The organism is Phycisphaerae bacterium (genome assembly GCA_017999985.1).
Lineage (GTDB): Bacteria > Planctomycetota > Phycisphaerae > UBA1845 > Fen-1342 > JAGNKU01.
In genome coordinates this window covers 68,171-86,092 of the sequence record JAGNKU010000012.1, presented here as the reverse complement: position 1 = coordinate 86,092, position 17,922 = coordinate 68,171, and the positions used below count along the sequence as shown (strand labels likewise).

The 17,922-nt window shown below is 68.3% G+C and carries 12 protein-coding genes; 5 read left to right on the top strand and 7 right to left on the bottom strand.

Annotated features, from left to right (window positions below; all coding sequences use genetic code 11):
• Positions 1-216: 216 nt before the first annotated feature.
• Genes KA383_15575 through KA383_15565 form a run of 3 tightly spaced genes read right to left on the bottom strand, consistent with a single transcriptional unit; the run spans position 217 to position 2,153 of the window.
• Positions 217-1,401, bottom strand: a complete 1,185-nt coding sequence (locus KA383_15575; protein MBP7747535.1) for a hypothetical protein — start codon at positions 1,399-1,401, stop codon at positions 217-219.
• Positions 1,402-1,436: 35 nt separating this feature from the next.
• Complete coding sequence (locus KA383_15570; protein MBP7747534.1) at positions 1,437-1,910, bottom strand: beta-hydroxyacyl-ACP dehydratase; 474 nt, start codon at positions 1,908-1,910, stop codon at positions 1,437-1,439.
• A gap of 48 nt (positions 1,911-1,958) precedes the next feature.
• Positions 1,959-2,153, bottom strand: a complete 195-nt coding sequence (locus KA383_15565; GenBank protein MBP7747533.1) for a histone H1 — start codon at positions 2,151-2,153, stop codon at positions 1,959-1,961.
• Positions 2,154-2,398: 245 nt separating this feature from the next.
• Between KA383_15565 and KA383_15560 the strand changes: the two genes are divergently transcribed.
• The 5 genes from KA383_15560 to KA383_15540 all read left to right on the top strand — a co-directional run bounded on the left by KA383_15560 (position 2,399) and on the right by KA383_15540 (position 13,634).
• Positions 2,399-3,841 carry an excinuclease ABC subunit UvrC gene (locus KA383_15560; protein ID MBP7747532.1) on the top strand — a complete coding sequence of 481 codons (1,443 nt, stop codon included), beginning with the start codon at positions 2,399-2,401 and terminating at the stop codon, positions 3,839-3,841.
• 306 nt (positions 3,842-4,147) lie between these two features.
• Positions 4,148-6,670, top strand: a complete 2,523-nt coding sequence (locus KA383_15555) for a hypothetical protein (protein ID MBP7747531.1) — start codon at positions 4,148-4,150, stop codon at positions 6,668-6,670.
• A gap of 489 nt (positions 6,671-7,159) precedes the next feature.
• A complete protein-coding gene (locus KA383_15550) occupies positions 7,160-8,596 on the top strand; it encodes a hypothetical protein (GenBank protein MBP7747530.1) in 1,437 nt (478 codons plus the stop codon).
• Positions 8,597-8,654: 58 nt separating this feature from the next.
• A complete protein-coding gene (locus KA383_15545; GenBank protein ID MBP7747529.1) occupies positions 8,655-9,119 on the top strand; it encodes a hypothetical protein in 465 nt (154 codons plus the stop codon).
• A gap of 261 nt (positions 9,120-9,380) precedes the next feature.
• Positions 9,381-13,634, top strand: coding sequence for a hypothetical protein (locus KA383_15540; protein ID MBP7747528.1), 4,254 nt, complete (start codon positions 9,381-9,383; stop codon positions 13,632-13,634).
• 9 nt (positions 13,635-13,643) lie between these two features.
• Here KA383_15540 and thpR read toward each other — a convergent pair whose 3' ends face one another.
• The 4 genes from thpR to KA383_15520 all read right to left on the bottom strand — a co-directional run bounded on the left by thpR (position 13,644) and on the right by KA383_15520 (position 17,903).
• Positions 13,644-14,204, bottom strand: coding sequence for an RNA 2',3'-cyclic phosphodiesterase (thpR, locus tag KA383_15535; GenBank protein MBP7747527.1), 561 nt, complete (start codon positions 14,202-14,204; stop codon positions 13,644-13,646).
• Between the two features lie 23 nt (positions 14,205-14,227).
• Positions 14,228-15,133, bottom strand: coding sequence for a sugar kinase (locus KA383_15530; GenBank protein ID MBP7747526.1), 906 nt, complete (start codon positions 15,131-15,133; stop codon positions 14,228-14,230).
• Between the two features lie 111 nt (positions 15,134-15,244).
• Entirely contained in the window at positions 15,245-17,116 is a 1,872-nt protein-coding gene (locus KA383_15525) for a hypothetical protein (protein MBP7747525.1), read from the bottom strand.
• Complete coding sequence (locus tag KA383_15520; protein ID MBP7747524.1) at positions 17,085-17,903, bottom strand: biotin--[acetyl-CoA-carboxylase] ligase; 819 nt, start codon at positions 17,901-17,903, stop codon at positions 17,085-17,087. The genes KA383_15525 and KA383_15520 overlap by 32 nt, the downstream gene beginning before the upstream one ends.
• Positions 17,904-17,922 lie beyond the last annotated feature (19 nt).

The following is a 17,922-nucleotide window of genomic DNA, read 5'->3' as shown; positions in this document are numbered from 1 at the left end:
CGATGTATATTCTCCCCTCAGTGGCGCTAAGAAATCCGCTTCAGAGCGGCGCTTGCTTGGCATGCCCACACATACGCGACCAACCACACTCGGTCACGTGATGCCACTCAGAAGTATCCACCGCATTTGTGCGAGAGTCAAATTTACTCGGTGATTTCCGCCGCTTCTGTGCAACCAGCGTGGCAAAAAGTGTACGCCCCCGCGGCCACCCGCCTGTCACGGCGTTGCGTCGCCGCCCGTCGACTGCGGTCCGGAATCCGCGCGCGCGCTCCGCACCCGCTCGGCGCGCTCCACTAGCCCCGCGGCCAGATCGCCCGGCACCTCGAGCGTCGGCAGCCAGAACAGCAGCGCCGTATCCATGGTACGACTGGTCAGCAACTGGCTGAGGAGCCACGTCTGCTCCATGCGCACTGTGCCGTCCAGCGCCGCCGGGGCCTGCGCGAGTTGCTCACGCAGCCACGTGACAGCGTCCGCGCCCAGGCGGCGCTGCGGCAGCACCGGCCCCTCCTCCAGGTGCCCCTGGCGAAACAGGAACAGCTTCCATGCTTTGCGGCGCGTCACCGGCAGCCCCAGCAGGCAGTTCAGTTGCGCTTCCGGGCGCACCGTCGCCGCCCAGTGCGACTGCCAGTGCCGCGCGAACGTGAGTTGCTGCTTGATCTGCCCGGCCAGCTCGAATCTCTGCTCGCGGGCCGCGACCTGCATGCGCTGCGTGGCCGCGGCCAGCCAGGTGCCGACGCCACCGGCCGCGAACGCCCAGGCCGCCCGGCAACGCGCCACGTAGGCGGTGAGCGGCGTCGTCCCGTCGCAGGGCGCGTCACAGCGGCCCATTTCCGCGTACGCGCAGCGGATGCCGCGCGGCGCCTGGCGCACCTGCTCGGGATGGCGGCACAGGTCAAAGAGGTCCCACAGGCCGACCAGCGCCTCTTGCGCCGCGCGGTATGATGGCCAGGGGCCGATGAATTCGCCCGGCAGGCACCAGATGCGCTCGGTGACCCGCACCTCCGGCACCGGCTCGGCCCAATCGACGTGCAGGAAGCGCGCCGGTCCGAACGATACGAGGCGCCGGTAGCGGCCCGGATAGAGCGCGCGGGCCAGCCGGTAATACCACCAGCGCCCCTCGAACGCCGTGGCGACCGGCCGCCAACGTACGCCGCGCGTGATCGCCGCCAGGTCCGCCTTGCCGGCCCGCGGCTGCGGGTCCACCAGACGCGCTGACAGCAGACGCCTCAGGGATTGCGTGGTTGCCAGTTGGATCGCCGCGCCCCCCGCATCGACGAGCAGGTAGACCGCCGGCGTGTTCGGCAGCGGGTCGATGTCCGCAGCGGTGGGTCGGTCCGGCCAGGTGCGCAGCTCCGGCAGGGCAGCGGTGAGGAACTCGGCGGGGCACTCCGAAGTGGGCATGGCCTGCACGCTGCGCCCGCGCAGCGCGGGGCGCGCTACACGGGCATTCCCGTGATCTCGCACTCGAAGATCATCGTGTGGTCAACGAAACCCTGCGACTCGCAAATCATCCGCCGCGGCTTGAGCTGCGTACCGCGCCCGACGATCACGAGGCGACTCGGCGGCGTGACGACGCCGCGGAACTTCGCCTTGTCAACGCCCGTGAACCCGATGAACCCGGAGTTCGGAAACACGTGCCGGAACAGGAAGCTCGCCAGTTGGGCGGCGGCCTCGATCATCAGCACGCCCGGGAACAGCGGCCGGCCGGGAATGTGACCGCGCACCCAGAAGGCATCCGGGTGAATATCGTGGTAGCCGGCGTAGACCGCCCGCTCCAGGTCGAGCAGCACCACGCCGTCGAGCAGGCGGAACTCGTGGCGGTGCGGATTGATGCGTTCGATCTCGGCCGGACCGGCGATGGGGTGGGAGAAGTCCAGGCGCGCGGGGTCGAGGATGAGCGGCGGCGGCATCGGCTCTCGCTGGTGGCTACGGGTTGAAGTACGGAGTCTGGCCGGGCATCACTGCGGCGGCGCCGGCGGCTCATCGGCCCCGCGCAGGTCGAGGACCTTCTTGCGCACTTCTTGCGCGGTGTTCTTGATGTCCTGCATGATCTTGCGCACGCGCGTCCCGGCCGCCTTGTTGCCGCCGACGGCCTTGTAGATGTCGTCCGCCACCTCGTCGACGAGCTGCTTGAGCTTGAGATACTCGTCCATGACTGCTTGTTCTCCGTGCTACGGCCAACCAGGGGCGTGCCGCACCGCGCGTCGCCGGTCCTGACCGATAATCCTATCGGCTGCGCGACCGCAGCACCATGCGGCGGGCAGCCGCTCAGGCCGCCCGAACGGCAGTTTTTAGCACCGCGCCCGCACCTTGGCAAGCACCGCCACCAATTCGGCTATAATCCCCGGCTGCCATGCCCGATGCCGCCGACACCCGCCTGCAGCGCCTCCGTGCGCGGATCGCCGAGCTGCCCAAGAGCCCGGGCGTATACCTGCTGAAGGACCGCGACGGGGTGGTACTGTACGTCGGCAAGGCCCGCGAGCTGCGCTCCCGCGTGGCGAGCTACTTCCAGGACTCCGCCGACCTGCTCAATACGCGCGGCCCGCGCATCGCCCACATGACCACGCTGGTCGAGGAGATCGATTTCCTGGAATGCGACAGCGAAGTCGACGCGTTGCTCAAGGAAAACCGCCTCATCAAGGACATCCAGCCCCACTACAACGAGCAGCTCAAAGACGACAAAACCTTTCCATACATCGAAATCACGACGGGCGACGACTTCCCCGGCGTGTATGTCACCCGCAAGCCCCGCCCGCGCGGCAGCAAGCTGTACGGCCCGTTTCTCAACGCGGCCGGCATCCGCGAGGCCGTGAACGCCCTGCAGAAGGTATTCAAGTACCGCACGTGCACGCTCGAGATCCGCGCCGACGACGAGCAGCGCCGCTTCTTCCGGCCCTGCCTGCTGCACGCGATCCACCAATGCAGCGCCCCGTGCGCCGACCGGATCAGCCCGGCCGCCTACGCCGCCGACATACAACGACTGCGTAAGCTCCTGGGCTCCAAGCGGAGTGCGCTGCTGCGCCAGTTGCGGCAGGAGATGGAGCAGGCCGCCGCGGCGAAACGCTACGAGGACGCGGCCGTGCTGCGCGACCGGTTGCAGGCCATCGAGTCGCTGTCGCTAAGCGGCGACCCCGACGAGCACGTGCAACCTGAAGCATTCTTCATCGATCCCACCGCCGGACTGGAGAAGCTCCAGTCCGTGCTCGACCTGCCGGAGCGGCCACGCATCATCGAGGGACTCGATATCGCCACGCTGCATGGCGAGGCGTCGGTCGGGTCGCTGGTGTGCTTCATCGACGGCAAACCGTTCAAGAGCGGCTATCGCCGGTTCCGGATCAAGACGGTCGCCGGGGTGGACGACTACGCGATGATCCGGGAGGTCATCGCGCGCCGGTACAAGTACGCCGCCGTCGCCGAGGAGTTGTATCCGGACGTGATCCTGATCGACGGCGGGCTCGGGCAACTGCACGCCGCCCTGGATGCATTCGAGCATCTGCGCCAGGCGATCGAGACGGAGGGCCAGCACGCCGTGAAGCCGGCGATGGTGGTGTCGCTGGCGAAGCGCGAGGAGCTGGTGTATGTGCAGGCGCGCAGCGCGCCGCTGAAGCTGGCGCGGAACAACGAGGCGCTCCGTCTGCTGCAGCACGTCCGCGACGAAGCCCACCGCTTCGGCCAGCACTACCACCACGTCGTCCGGCGCAAGCAGGCGTTTGACGAGGACGTCGCCGCAGGCCGCCGGCCGCCGCCGCGCAAGCGCCCGGGCAAGACGCGGGACACGAACATCGTCGTCGAGCATGACGATTCCGCGTTGCCGCCGCCCGATGACGCGCGGCAGGCGTGACGGGAGTGACCGCAACGCACGCCGCGCGGGGCTGCCATCGGCACGCCATCCGGGTCCGGTAACCGGGAGGGGGCCGGGAGAGGCCCACCGGGGCTGGATTTCACGTCAGAAAGCGCTCCAGCGGAGATAGAGATCAGTAGAATGGCAGTGAGGTCTCCGGCGCGGCGGATGTTCTCGCCGACCTTGGAGTTCGGGGGTCTCACACGCAGCATGGAGGCGCGGGGTCCGGTGGGTGGACCGCGCGTGGTGCCGCGTGAACTCAACGCTGGAAGGCGGCCGCGCGCCGCACACTGCAGGAGGTGTCAGATGCAACGCAGCTACGGGTCACTAGGCTGTATTCAACGAGTGTTAATTTCGCTGCTCGGCCTGGCTGTGCTGACGGGGGCCGTCCCCACGCACGCCGACGAGTTCGTCTGGGACAGTACCTGCGGCACGACCGGCTGGCATGCCATCTGTACCGGTGAGCAGTGCAGCAGCAACCCCGTGCGCAACTGGACGTCCAACAACTGGGGCCTGACGGCCTGCGGCAGCGACCCCGGACCGGCGTTCCCCGGCTCCACCGACACCGTGCTGCTCACCGGCGGCGATGTCCTGCTCAGCAACGCCGCCACCATCGCTTACCTGACCGTCCCCATGGGGTGCGAATTCGCGGCCAGCGGGCTGCCCGCGGTGCTGATTCCGACCGGAGGGCTCACCAACGGCGGCACGTTCATCGTGCGGGACGGCGCTGCGCTTGCGCTGGGCAACTGTGTGGTCAGCAACGCCGGCGAGTTGATCCTGCGCTATGGCGGGATGTGGGGCGCGGGGTGGCTACACTGCGATGGAAGCACCGCGCTCGACGGCCCGGGGACACTGACCCTCGAGTCCGGCGTGATCGACGGTGGTGGCACCCTCACGAACAACGCGGGGCACGTCATCCATGGTGGGGGCAGCAACATCGCGGCCGTGCTGGCCAATGCCGGGCTGCTGAGCGCGGACGTGGTTGGTAACCCCCTGCGTCTCAGCACCGCCGCCAAGACCAACACCGGCACGCTGCAGGCGGTGAACGGCGCCATACTGCGGATCGAAGTTCCCGTCACGCAGTCGAGCACCGGCGTGATTCGCGCGGACGGCACGAACAGCAAGGTCAGCCTGATTAACGGCTCGGCGATCACCGGCGGAACGCTCAATACCTCCGCGGACGGACGGATCGACGCCGACAACGTCACGACGGCCTTTACCGACCTGGTGAACCTCGGTGACTGCCACATCTGGAACGGCAGCACGCTGAACGTCACGGGTACCACACTGACGAATGACGGCGCGCTCCGGGTCTACTATGGCGGCTACGCGGGTTGCGGACACCTGCGCTTCAACAGTGACCTCACGCTCAATGGCTCCGGCGAGATCCACCTCGATTGCGGCGACATCGACACTGCCTCGGGTATCACCATCACCAACTCCGCGGGCCACACGATTTACGGCGGCAATGGCTCGATTCCGGCCGCCGTCAGCAACGACGGACGGATCGCCGCGTACACCACGGGTTACGTGCTGACCCTGAACGGCAAGACCAAGACGAATCAAGGCGTGCTGCAGGCGATGAACGGCGGCTACCTGGACATCTCCACGGCCATCATGCAGACCGCCGGCGGCGAGATCCGCGCCGAGGGCAACGGTCGCGTCCGCCTGCGCAACGGCGCCGTCGTGACGGGTGGCGCCCTGACGGTGGCGGATGGCAGCTTGTGCACGTGTGGCGGGGGAGAGACTGCCACCCTGGGCGACCTCACGATGACGGGGACGGCGAGCTTCGGTGACGGCGGCCGGCTCATCGTCACGGGCACAACGCTGACCAACAACGGCACCATTGGCATCAACTACGGCGGCATGTACGGCGGCGGGCATGTGCGGTTCGACAGCAATGCGACGTTCGGCGGCACAGGCGACGTGATTATTGAAAGCGGCGACGTCGCGACCAGCGCCGGCATCCGCTTCACGAACGGCGCCGGGCACACGTTCCGCGGGCGCGGCCCGCTCAACGTCGCCATGCTGAATGAAGGCGCGATCATTGCCGACATGGCCAACCAGACCCTGTCGATCAACCCGCAGGAGCTGGGTGTGACCAACGCCGGCCGGCTGGAGGCGCAGCCCACCTGCACGCTGGCCATCAACAGCGCCAGCCTCTGCACGCAGACCGCTGGTGAGACCGTGGCCAACGGCACGGTCGCGGTGCACGGCGCCCCGCTCAACCTGCAGGGTGGGAGCTTGCGCGGGTCCGGCGTGGTGGCGGGCAGCGTCACGAACGCGGGCGCGACGGTGGCCCCGGGCACGTCCGTCGGCACGCTCACCATCGGCGGCAACTACACACAGGCCGGCGGTGGGACGCTCGAGATCGAGCTGGGCGGCACGACGTCCGGCACGGAATACGATCGGCTGGCCGTCAGTAGCACGGCCACGCTCGCCGGCACGCTGCGCATCACGACCATCAACGGGTTCCAGCCGGTCACGGGCCAGGAGTTCGTGATCCTGACGGCGGGGACGCGTACCGGAACATTCGAGTCCGTGGACGGGCCGCTCCACTGCACGGTGGTTTATGGCGCCCAGGATGTGCGCGTGGTGGTCCTGGCGCCGTGCGTCGGCGATATGAACTGCGACGGCCAGGTCGATTTCGCCGATATCAACGCGTTCGTGCTCTACCTGTCCAATCAGCCGGCGTGGCAGAGCGCGTACGCGAGTTGCGATCCGCGCAACGGTGATATCAACGGCGACGGTGTGTACCCCAGCTTCGGTGACATCAACCCGTTCGTGACGCTGCTGACGACGAACCCCCTGCCGATCGCGTGCCCGTAGCAGAACGCGGTCGGGAATTCGCCGCGCGGAGGCCGGCCTGCCTGGGACCGGCCTCCGTGCGTACTCAGGCGGTACCCGGCGCGGCAGCGCATTTGCGTTGACTCCGCGCCGGCTGTGTCTTAGCATGCGCTCTTGGATTGGAAGAGGCGACGGGGGCGCCAAGTGGGCCAAACCGCGTCTCCGCAACGACCTCACATCCACGCCGACCCGCATCAGTTACGCGCAGTCTTGAGCCGAGTCGGTGGCCGGTCGTCATTGGGCCGTTCAGAGATGTTCCGTTCGCAGTGCGGCGCGGCCTGAGGTCCGCCGGTGTCAATTGACCACATGCGCTGGGTCACGCCGGTGGCACTTTGTGCAGGGTCGCACGCCGGCCTCGGTCGGCGTGCCTTGGTGGACACACGATCCCGCCTCGGGGGCGGGTGACAAAGTCGAGCGGCGCCGGGGCGTCCGGTCTCGATAGTGGTCGTCATTTCAAAGGAGGCATCGACCATGAAGCGACGCTGGATTCTGACAAGCATTGGGGTGATTGGGGTGGTGCCATGGTTCACCAGCGTACGGGCACAGGAGAAGGCCGTGACGAGTGATCCCGCTGCGGGACTCCAGGCCTTGACGGGCGAGCCCATCAAGCCGGGCGACCTGGAGCCACAGGCACCCGAACTGGACGGGGACCGGGCTGGACCGGTGGGCACGGGATTCACCTATCAGGGCGCCCTCCAGGTTGCCGGCCTTCCGGCCAATGGCGAGTACGACATGCGGTTCAACCTGTACGACGATCTGGGGGTGCTGGTGGCCGGGCCGATCTGCGTGGACAACGTTGAGTGCTTCGACGGACTGTTCACGGTGGAGATCGACTTCGGCGCCCAGTTCGGCGGCGACGCCCGCGAGTTGGAGATCGCCGTCCGGCCGGGCGGGGCCCTCGGAAATTGCGGCGTCGGCGGCGGGTACACGACGTTAAGCCCGCGGCAGCCATTGACGGGTACGCCGTACGCGCTTGGACTGCGCCTGCCCTGGGCGGGCACTGCATCCGTGGATGGGTACGTGTTCTCGATCACCAACACCAGCACGACATCCCAGGACACGGCGATCCGTGGCATCCAGGCGGGGCCAGCCACATTCGGCTTTGCGGACCGGGCCGGCGTACGCGGCGAATCCACCGACGTCATCGGCGCAGGCGTGCTCGGCATCAGCACTGCCTACGCGGGGGTCATTGGCTACTCGCCCGCAGTTGGCCAGTATGGTGTGTTCGGCCGCGCCGATGGCAACAGTGGCGCCGGTGTGTGGGGCTGGGCGACCAATGCTGGCGGTATAGGCGTATTGGGCGAAGCGAGTGCAGCCGACGGGTGGGGTGGCTACTTCGACGGACGTGGGTATTTCTCCGGAAACGTAGGCATCGGTACGTCATCGCCGGCGACCAAATTGGAGGTCGCGGGCACGGCCAAGATGACGGGGTTTCAGATGCCGACCGGGGCCGCCGAGGGACGGGTGCTGACCAGCGATGCCTCCGGCACCGGAAGCTGGCAGCCGTTGCCGACCACGACCACGGGGTTCACCAGCGGGATCGGCAATAGCCCCACGGCGACCACGCAATTCCTCACGCCGTTCGTAACGGTCACCATCACGGCCGGCCAGAAGATCCACGTCACCGCGCACAAGGCGTTCGGCACGACGGTCGCCGGAGGGGCCGGCGGCCTCGATCTGTACATCGGCTACCGCGTGAACGGCAGCGGGGCCGTACCCACCACTGTGGGAGGCGGGATTCTCAACAACCTGGTTCAGCAGAATACGCGCGTCACGATGGGGCTCAGTGCCGTCATCAGCGGCCTCGCGGCTGGTACCTACGACGTCGGAATGGTCGGCGACGACGACGGCAACGGGAACTGGAACTTCAACGAGTACGGCTACGTGTCCGTAATCGTGCTGGATTGACCGCGAGCACAACCGTTGCCGGAGCCGTGTGACTTCGGCAACCAGGAGGAAGCCTGTCATGCAAGCAAGCTCTATGGGGTTTCTGGTGCTCGCGGTGATCGCGCTTGTCCTGAATCCCGCTGCCGCCCAGACATACGAACTACCATGGCACACCGTCGACGGCGGTGGCGACATGTGGGGCTACGGCGGCGACTACGAGATCTCCGGTACAATCGGCCAGCCGGACGCAGGCGTCGTGATGACCGGCGGCGACTACGTTCTGGTCGGCGGATTCTGGGCCGGGGTGGTTGCCGCGCCGGAGAGTTGCCCGGGCGATCTCAACTGCGACGGACTCGTGGACTTCCGCGACATCAACCCGTTCGTGCTGTACTTGTCAAATTACATCGCGTGGGCGACGGCATACCCCGCGTGTAATCCGCAAAACGGCGATGTCAACGGCGATGGCACCTATCCCAGCTTCGGAGACATCAATCCGTTTGTCACCCTGTTGACCACGAATCCACTGCCCATCGTCTGTCCGTAGCGCACCTATCGACTGAGCCCCCTCGCCGCCCGGGAGGGGGCTCACGGCGGGCAACCTGCCACGCCGGCGCGCCCCGGCCACCGGGGCGCGCCGGCCGCGCTGATTTTGTCAGAAACCAGCCGAATCAAGGCCATATAACGGATGGAGGATCATCCGCTGCGTACGGGGCGCACCAGCCCCCTGGACATGCAGCCCATCCCGCGACATCGGGGAGCGGACCTGGCCGCGGGCGCATTTCACCTCACGGGCAAGGAGCGAGCCATGCCAACCATCACGCACAATCACACAAGCAACACCCGGCACAACCCCCTCTGGCGGCGCGGACTGCACGGCGCCACGTGCATCGCGACCGTCATCTCCACCACCTTCATCCCCGCCGCCGCGGCCGATGTCACGATTCAGCAGATCGGGCAGTGGGGCGGCCCCAGCTATGCCATAGATATTTGTGGCACAACAGCTTACGTCGGAGTGGGCCATACGCTGGGGATCTTCGACGTGTCGACGCCCGACGCGCCGTACTTCGTCGGCCGCTCCGCCGAGCTGCTGGACCTGGTGCGGGGCGTGCGTGTGTCCGGCAACTACGCGTACGTGGCCAATGCGTGGGCGGGGCTCCAGATCCTCGACGTCAGCGACCCGGCGGCACCGATGCCCCTGGGTCTCGCGGGGTGGCTGGGCTACGTGTGGGACGTGCGCCTGGATGGCTCCTACGCCTATGTCGCCGGCGGCGTCGATGGCCTGCAGATCGTCGACGTGTCCGAGGTGGCTGCGCCCTTTGTGGTCGGCCACTGTGACACGCCGGTGGATGCGCGGGGCGTGGCCATCGCCGGCGGCTACGCGTTTGTGGCCGACGGACCGGGTGGGCTGCAGATCATCGACATATCGGACCCGGCCGCACCGTTCGTCGCCGGCGAGTACACGGCGCTACCGGACGACGCGAACGGCGTGGCGGTGGATGGCCCGTACGCCTACGTCGCTGCCGGCTACTCCGGCGGGTTACAGATTCTCAGCATCGCGGATCCGGCCAATCCGGTCTGGGTGGGCGCTTGTGAGACGTGGGGCATCGCGGAGACCGTGTCACTCTCTGGCAATTACGCCTATGTCGCGACGCTGTGGGAGGGACTCGCGATCGTGGACATCACCGATCCGGCGGCGCCCTTCCGCGCCGACGGCGCGAACACGGACGGCTCGGCCAACGATGTCGCACTCGCGGCGGGACATGCGTTCGTCGCCGACGGCGCGCGCGGGCTCCAGATCTTCGACATCTCGGCCCCCCCGGCCGCATCCTGGGTCGCCGGCACGCGCCAGTTTATGTGCGGGCCGGTGACGGACGTGGCCGTGGATGGCAACCTGGTGTACATCTCGGATGGAGAGTCCGGCGGCGGCATGCAGATTCTCGACGCGTCTGAACCGGCCTACAGTGACTGGCTCGGCGGGGTCAACACGTACGAATACGGCTGGGGCCTGACGAAAACCGGCAACTACGCGTATCTCGCCGACGGTTGCGCGGGCCTGGGCGTGATTGACGCGAGCGATCCGGTGTATCCGGAGCGCATCGGCCACGCGCCTACAGGCTGCGCGGCCCGCGACGTCGTGGTCGCAGGCGACTATGCCTACGTCGCGGACGACCATCAGAGCTTGCTGGTGATAAACATATCCGATCCGTTCGCACCCCAGCTCGTCGGGCAGTGGCAGGATCCCGCCGCGCCCGGCTACGCGCTGGGCATCGCGGTGGCGGGCAACTGCGTCTATCTCGCCAACGCCGACCCGGGACTGGAGATCATCGATGTTGCCGATCCGCAGAATCCGACGCGAATCGCGCACTATGCCACGGGCGGACCGGCGCGCGATGTCGCCGTCGTGGGCGACCGCGCGTATCTTGCCAGCGAGTGGGCCGGGCTCGAGATTCTCGACGTGTCCGACCCCAACCTGCCAACGCTGCTCGGCGCGTGCGCGAACATCGGCCCGGCGCAGAGTATCCTCGTGGACGGGCAGCTTGCGTACGTGACTGCGGCGGACTGGGGCGTCTGGGTCGTCAATGTCGCGGACCCGCTGAGCCCGTATTGCGTAGGCAACTACAACACTGGCGGGTTCGCCCGTCGGGCAGCTCTCGCCAACGGACGGCTGTACGTCGCCGACGGCGACAACGGCCTGGTGATCCTGACCGTCGGTGAGCTGGTCTGGTCCAACCCGTATGGCGGCTATTTTGATGACCCGCAGAACTGGACGCCGGCCGGCCCGCCCGGCCCAGGGCAGCGCGCTATCTTCAACCTGCCGGAGAGCTACACGGTCACCTTTTCGCAGGACGCGGCGCACGGGAGCACCATCGTGCAGGACGGCAACGTGGCGCTGGATCTCGGCGGATTCACGTACACGCTGAGCGATGAGTACTCGCTCAAAGTCGGCGTCCTGCCGTACTACGGCGCGACCCTCGCGGTAACGAACGGCGTGCTCAACGCGCGCTACGCCGGCCTGGGCGATCCGGCGGATGCCTACGGCGAACTGCAGCTCAGTGGCGTGGGAACGCAGCTCAATCTCGATCCCGCATTCGGCTATCTCGATGTCGGCATTTACGGCGCTGGCCTGGTCGGGCTGGCCGACGGTGCCACGTTGAACAGCAGCGTCACGAAGCTCGGCGAGTGGGCGGATAGCCAAGGCGAAGTCACACTGGAGACCGGCGCCACAATGAGCACATGGGACTTGGCCGTCGGCATCAGCGGGATCGGGGCGCTCACCATCGCCTCGGACGCGGACGTGACTAACATACATGCGTTTCTGGCCTTCGGCGCCGGCGCAAGCGGCAGCGCGACCGTGACCGGCGCGGGCTCGACCTGGGTGTCAACCGACTTCCTGGACATGGGGCGTGAAGGGACGGCGACGCTGCTGGTCGAGGAGGGCGGATTGGTCAAAACCACCAACGATCTGAAGCTGGGAGAACTCCCCGGCGCGTATGCAGAGCTGATCGTGACCGGCCCGGATTCGCGGTGCGAGACGGAGGCGGGGATCGTCATCGTGGGCGTCAGCGGCGATGCCGATCTGAACGTGCAGGCTGGCGGCAGCATCGTCACGCCGGGCGTCCTGTCCGCGACCTTTGGCGACTCAACCGGCGACATCGTCGTCACGGGCTCGACGTCAAGCATCACCGCCACGAGCCGCGGCGTGCTGATTGGCCGCGAGGGCATCGGCACACTGCTGCTCGATGACGGCGCGACGCTGTCGTCCACCAGCGGATGGCTGTACGCCGCCGAGCAATCGGGGAGCGAAGGCTGGGTGACTATCCAGAACGGTGCCACCGCCAGCGCGGATGGCACGGGCCTGGGCATCTGGCAGACCGCGCAGGGTCACTTGGTCGTGACCGGCGATACGGCGAGCTACACCAGCACGCGACAGGTACAGGTGGGGCGGTATGGTACGGGTGAGCTGGAAGTGCTCGCCGGGGCCGACGTCCGTTCATTCAAGAGCGACTCCCCCACCAGCAGCAGCGCGCTGATCGGCATGTACGCCGAGGGCGTCGGCGTGGCGACGGTCTCCGGCGGCGGCTCGCGCTGGGACCAAGACGGCGTGTTCACGGTCGGCTGGTTTGGCGACGGTACGCTCCACATTGACAGCGGCGGCCAGATCACCAACGGGCTTGACGGCATTCTGGGACGCATGCCCGGCTCGAACGGCATCGCGACCGTCACCGGCGCTGCGTCGCTGTGGGATGTCGGCGGCACGCTCAGCCTGGGCGGGCTGCCGGACAGCGCCGGCGGCAGCGGCACACTGAACGTGAACGATGAAGCCGTGGTCTGGGCCCACAGCCGGCTGCTGCTGTGGAGCGCCGGCACAGTGAGTCTGAACGGCGGTAGCGTCACGGTTGGCACGGCCGCCGGCGGCGGCACGGCAAACACGGTCGAGCTGACCACGGGGGGCACGCTGCAAGGCGTCGGGACAATTACCGGAAACGTCCGCAACACCGCCGGCACGGTCGCACCAGGGATTCCCACGGGACGCCTGCACGTCGCGGGCGATTTCGTGCAGCAGGCGGCGGGCACGCTGCGGATCGAGCTGGGCGGCTATGACGCCGCGACGACGCACGACCAGTTGCAGATCGACGGCACCGCCACGCTCGGCGGCACGCTCAATGTCACGCTTGCCAATGACTTCGTCCCGGTCGCGGGCGACAGTTTCGTCGTCCTCACCGGTGCACTTGCCGGAACACAGTTCGACGTCGTGAATCTGCCGACCGGGATTCCGGGCGTGCAATTCGGGGTTGTCTACGCGCCGCAGAGCGTGACGATCGTCGTCAGCGCAACCACGTGCCCCGGCGACCTGAACTGCGATGACCAGGTCAACTTCGTCGATATCAACGCCTTCGTGCTGTACCTGTCCAACCACCCGGCATGGCTGACGATGTACCCGGCGTGCGATCCGCGGAACGGCGACCTCGACGGCAACGGCGTGTATCCAAGCTTCGGCGACATCAATCCGTTCGTCACGCTGCTGACGACGAATTCGCTGCCGATCGTGTGCCCCTGACACGGAGCGCTATGGACCAAGGTCTACCGTGGCCATCGGGTGATACTGGGCACCACTCGGCAACAACCGGCTCTCGAACACCACCACGCGGTCCACGGTCATCTCGTCGGTCTCCGGCGGCGCGACGGTCTCGAGCACCCGCTGGAATACGCGTCCGCCGGCCGTCGAGCGGCTGCGCCCCAGCGTGATGTGCGGCGTGAAGGCCCGGCCCTCCGGCGGGAAGCCCAGCTTGCTAAAGAGCGGGTCGGCGGCTTCGACCCATTGACGGCAGCTCCCCGTCGGGTCATCGACCCCGCACCACAGCACGCGCGGGTTGCGCGGCCCCGGGAAGCAGCCGAGCCCTCGGATGCGCAGTGGAAACGGCTCGAGCTGCGCGCTGGCGGCCCGCACCGCGTCGCAGACCGCGGCGATCTGCGTATCGCGCACTTCACCGAGGAATTTCAGCGTGACGTGCAACTGGTGCTCGGCGCACCAGCGCACCTCGCGGTCCGGTGGCAGGTCACTCCGCAGCAACTTGATCAGCGGCCGCCGCACCGCTGGGTCCAAGTCAATCGCGACAAAGGTGCGCACGGGTGTGCCTCCCGGATGGTGCACTACTCGAAGCGCGCCAGCGCGCGCAGGTCGTCGAGCCGCTTGTCCACGTCGGCCGCCGTGATGCGCTTGAGCGCCTCGATCGAGAACGACTCCAGGACATACGAGCCAACGACTGACCCGCGGGCCATCGCCGCCCGCAGCGTCGCCCGGTCACAGCGCCCCTGCGCCGCGATATAGCCCATGGTCCCGCCGGCGAAGCTGTCGCCGCAACCGGTCGGGTCCACGACGTTCTCGGTCGGATACGGCGGCATCAGGAACAGGTCGTCCTGCGACACGAGCATGCTGCCGTGCTCGCCCTTCTTGATGATCACGAAGCGCGGGCCGAGCTTCAGAATCTCGCGGCCGGCCGTCACCAGGTTCGTCTTCTGCGTGAGCAGCCGGGCCTCGCCCTCATTCAGCACCAGGCCGTGCACGATCGACAGCGTCTTGTGCAGCTCGTGCGGCTCGTTCTCGATCCACAGGTTCATCGTGTCGCACACGAGCAGCTCGGCGTGCGACAACCGCCGGGCGAACTCCCGCTGCAACGCGGGATGCGTGTTCGCCAGGAACACGAACCGGCTGTCGGCGAACTCCGGCGGCAGCGGTGCGCCGCGCTCGGCGAGCACGTTCAGCCGCACGTCGACCGTCTCGGCTTCGTTCATCGCGCCGACGTACTTGCCATGCCAGCGAAAGGTCCGCGCCCCCTGGCGCACCTCGACGCCGCGCGTGTCGACCCCACGGTCCGCCAGCGGCTTCAGGCGGCCCAGGTCGAAGTCCTCGCCGACCACGCCGACCATGCGCACCGGCGTGAACAGCGATGCCGCCAGCGCGAAATACACCGCCGAGCCACCCAGGGCGTCCTCCGCGCGGCCGCGCGGTGTCTCCACGGTGTCGATGCCGATCGAGCCCGTGACCAACAGTGACATGCAGTCTCCTTCCTTGTCCGGCGGCGAGGCGCGTGGGTCGCAGCCGTTGATCCCAGAGCGTAACGAACTAGCCCCGACTTGGCTACGCGTCGACTGAGCACGGCCCCGCAATCAAGGTTGGGTATCGTTGAGCAGCGCCGGGATTTCGTCCGCGCCGCGCACCGGCGCCAGGCGCGTGACGAAGCCAGTTGGCACCGGCCGCTGCTCGAGCCACAGGCGCGCGTCGTCGCCGATGAGCAGCGCCGCGTACTCTGTCGCCGCGCCGCACACCCGCAGGACGTGCGCCGTGCTGCGGGGTCGCCGCCGGAAGACCGCGGTGACAAGATCCTCGGCCGGCAATTCGATGAACAGCCGCCCGCCCGGCCGCAGGGCCCGGTGGCAGCGGCGCAGCAACTGCCCGGCGCGTTCGGAGCCCAGCGCGAAGCCCCCCGGCTCGGCCGCCACCACAACCACATCCCAGCGCGGCCCCCCAAGGTCCACATCACCCGCGATGGGCCGGCTCCGATCGGTGCCGCCGCGCTCGGCATACACCATGGTCGCGCGCGCATCCGCGCCCCCAAGCAGGCGACGCCCAACCTGCGTCGCCGGCCCCGGGTCCGACGTCGACAAGGTCGACGCGTCCTGGGGAAACCAGATGCGCATTCCAGTCAGCAGCCCGATGAACCAGAGTGCGATCACAGCCATTCCCCACCGCCGCAACGGTCGCGACACCGTGCGTGATATGCACAGGCTGAGCCCGGCCGCCACGGCCATCACCAACGCGGACGCGCCGGCCACGCCGGACACCGCGTGTGCACGCAGCCATAGGGATGTCAGTGCGAACCCGACTCCGAGCCCCGCCGTCACCGCCGCTCCCAGCCAGGCCACGGCGGGCTGAATGCGCCCGGCGACGTTTGCGATGCGCCGCCCGACCAGCACCACGCACGCCGCCGCCAGCAGGCCCAGCAGCGCCAGGCGGCCGGCCCCCGCGCCCGGGCGGTACGGCAGGCTCCAGGCGACACCGCTCGCCAGCAGAAGCAGCGGAACCGCCAAGTCCGCGCCAAGCGCGACCCGCCGCGCGACGCGCGTGCCCAGCAACCCGAGCAGCGCGGCACCGACCAGCAGCAGCAAACCCCAACCGAGCGTGCCCGCCGAAACAAAGCTGTCCACCGCGTCTGCCGTCGCGCCTGCACCGGTCGAGAGCGAGACCAGTGCCACGCTGCCAAGCGGCGCGGCGAGTGCGCTTGGCCCGATGTGCGGGGTGTGCTGGACGTCCACGGCGGCGCGCCCCGGGCTCCGGCGGCCAACCGCGACCAGTGCGGCCCCGAAGGTCGCCAGCAGTGTCGTGAGATTCAGCACCGACCGCTGCGGCAGCCACGCCGCGAGCCCAGCTCCAAGCGCCATCGCAGCCAGCATCGCCATCCAGAGGCGCGTCACGCCAGCCGGGTCTTTTTGCAGCAGTCGCAGCCACCCATGCAGCGCCACCAGCAGGGTGCTTCCGGCGGCCCCGAGCAGCGCCAGTCCCAGGCCAACCGGCGCCACCAACAGCAGGCGCGTGACGCCCGGCGGGTGGACAAACCGGTGCGTGAGCAGGATGCGGTAACTTTCCAATCCCGACGCCAGACCGAGCAGCCCCGTCCAGACCAGGGCCAGGCACAGGATCAGCACGCCCGCGAGCGTCGCGGCGAATTCAAACCGCACGCCCGGGCCGGCACCACCGTGGGAATCGGCCTCGCCACCGAGCCGCCGCCGGATGATCCGCCGCGGAACCACCAGCCCGAAGAAGGCTCCGATGCAAATCGCGGCACCGCCGTAGCCGACCGCGGCTCGCGCGGTGTTCAACTGCTCGGTGAGCTCGCCGAGCACGCGCACCACGCCGGTCGCGGCCGCGAGGGCACACAGAGCCGCGCAGACGGTGACCTGCGCGCCCGCCGTGGCGGTCGTGGGACCCGCAGCGTTGGAAGGCCCGGACCTACCCGGCGCGCGTCGTGGTCGTGGCGGCAAAGTGTCTCCTTCCCCCGTGGTCCAGTTGCACAATCAGATCGCCCTGGTCGTCGAGATCCAGCGCTGTGCCAGCGAAAGTTCGGCCATCGTGTTCGAGCGTGACGCGCGTGCCGATGTCCTCGCAATGTTTGCGCCAGGTCGTGCGCATGCGCTGCCAGCCGCCTTCCACGACGTTGCACATGGCCAGCCACGTATCCAGCCGCGCGAGCAGATGCCCCGCGACCAGCGCCCGATCCACGGCGTGGCGCGACTCGCACTCGAGCGACGTCGCACGGTCCGCGAACTCGCCGGCAAAGTGCCCCCGCTGCTGCAGGCAGTTCAGGCCGATCCCGATCACCACCGCCCGGCGCGCCGCGCCCTCCGCCGTCCGCAGCGCACACGACTCCGCCAGCACACCTCCCAGCTTGCGGCCGTTCAGCACCACGTCGTTCGGCCAGCGCACGACCGGGCTGCAATCCGTGGCGGCGGCGACCGCCTCACATGCCGCGACGGACGCCAGGAGCGCGCCCTGCGAAAGCAGCGGCGTGTCCGCCGGCTCGTGCAACAGCACGCTCAGCAACACGGACGAGCCACGCGGCGCCTCCCAGCGACGTCCGAGTCGGCCGCGGCCGGCGCTCTGCGACTCCGCGCACGCGACCGCCCCGTCGCCCGCATCGGCCGCATGGTCCAGCAGAAACCGATTCGTGCTATCGAGCGTGTCGTGCAGGAACACGCGCCGCCCGAGCCGCCGGAGCGGGCCCTGCGACAGCAGGTCGGCACTCGTCAATGGTCGGTGTGGCGCGGACATGGCGGTGCGCTCTTTCGGC

What these genes read in the sequence shown, in the direction of transcription:
- KA383_15575 (MBP7747535.1), bottom strand. Translation starts at nt 1,401, where the DNA reads ATGCCCACTTCGGAGTGCCCCGCCGAGTTCCTCACCGCTGCCCTGCCG.
- KA383_15570 (MBP7747534.1), bottom strand. Translation starts at nt 1,910, where the DNA reads ATGCCGCCGCCGCTCATCCTCGACCCCGCGCGCCTGGACTTCTCCCAC.
- KA383_15565 (MBP7747533.1), bottom strand. Translation starts at nt 2,153, where the DNA reads ATGGACGAGTATCTCAAGCTCAAGCAGCTCGTCGACGAGGTGGCGGAC.
- KA383_15555 (MBP7747531.1), top strand. Translation starts at nt 4,148, where the DNA reads ATGCAACGCAGCTACGGGTCACTAGGCTGTATTCAACGAGTGTTAATT.
- KA383_15550 (MBP7747530.1), top strand. Translation starts at nt 7,160, where the DNA reads ATGAAGCGACGCTGGATTCTGACAAGCATTGGGGTGATTGGGGTGGTG.
- KA383_15545 (MBP7747529.1), top strand. Translation starts at nt 8,655, where the DNA reads ATGCAAGCAAGCTCTATGGGGTTTCTGGTGCTCGCGGTGATCGCGCTT.
- KA383_15540 (MBP7747528.1), top strand. Translation starts at nt 9,381, where the DNA reads ATGCCAACCATCACGCACAATCACACAAGCAACACCCGGCACAACCCC.
- KA383_15530 (MBP7747526.1), bottom strand. Translation starts at nt 15,133, where the DNA reads ATGTCACTGTTGGTCACGGGCTCGATCGGCATCGACACCGTGGAGACA.
- KA383_15520 (MBP7747524.1), bottom strand. Translation starts at nt 17,903, where the DNA reads ATGTCCGCGCCACACCGACCATTGACGAGTGCCGACCTGCTGTCGCAG.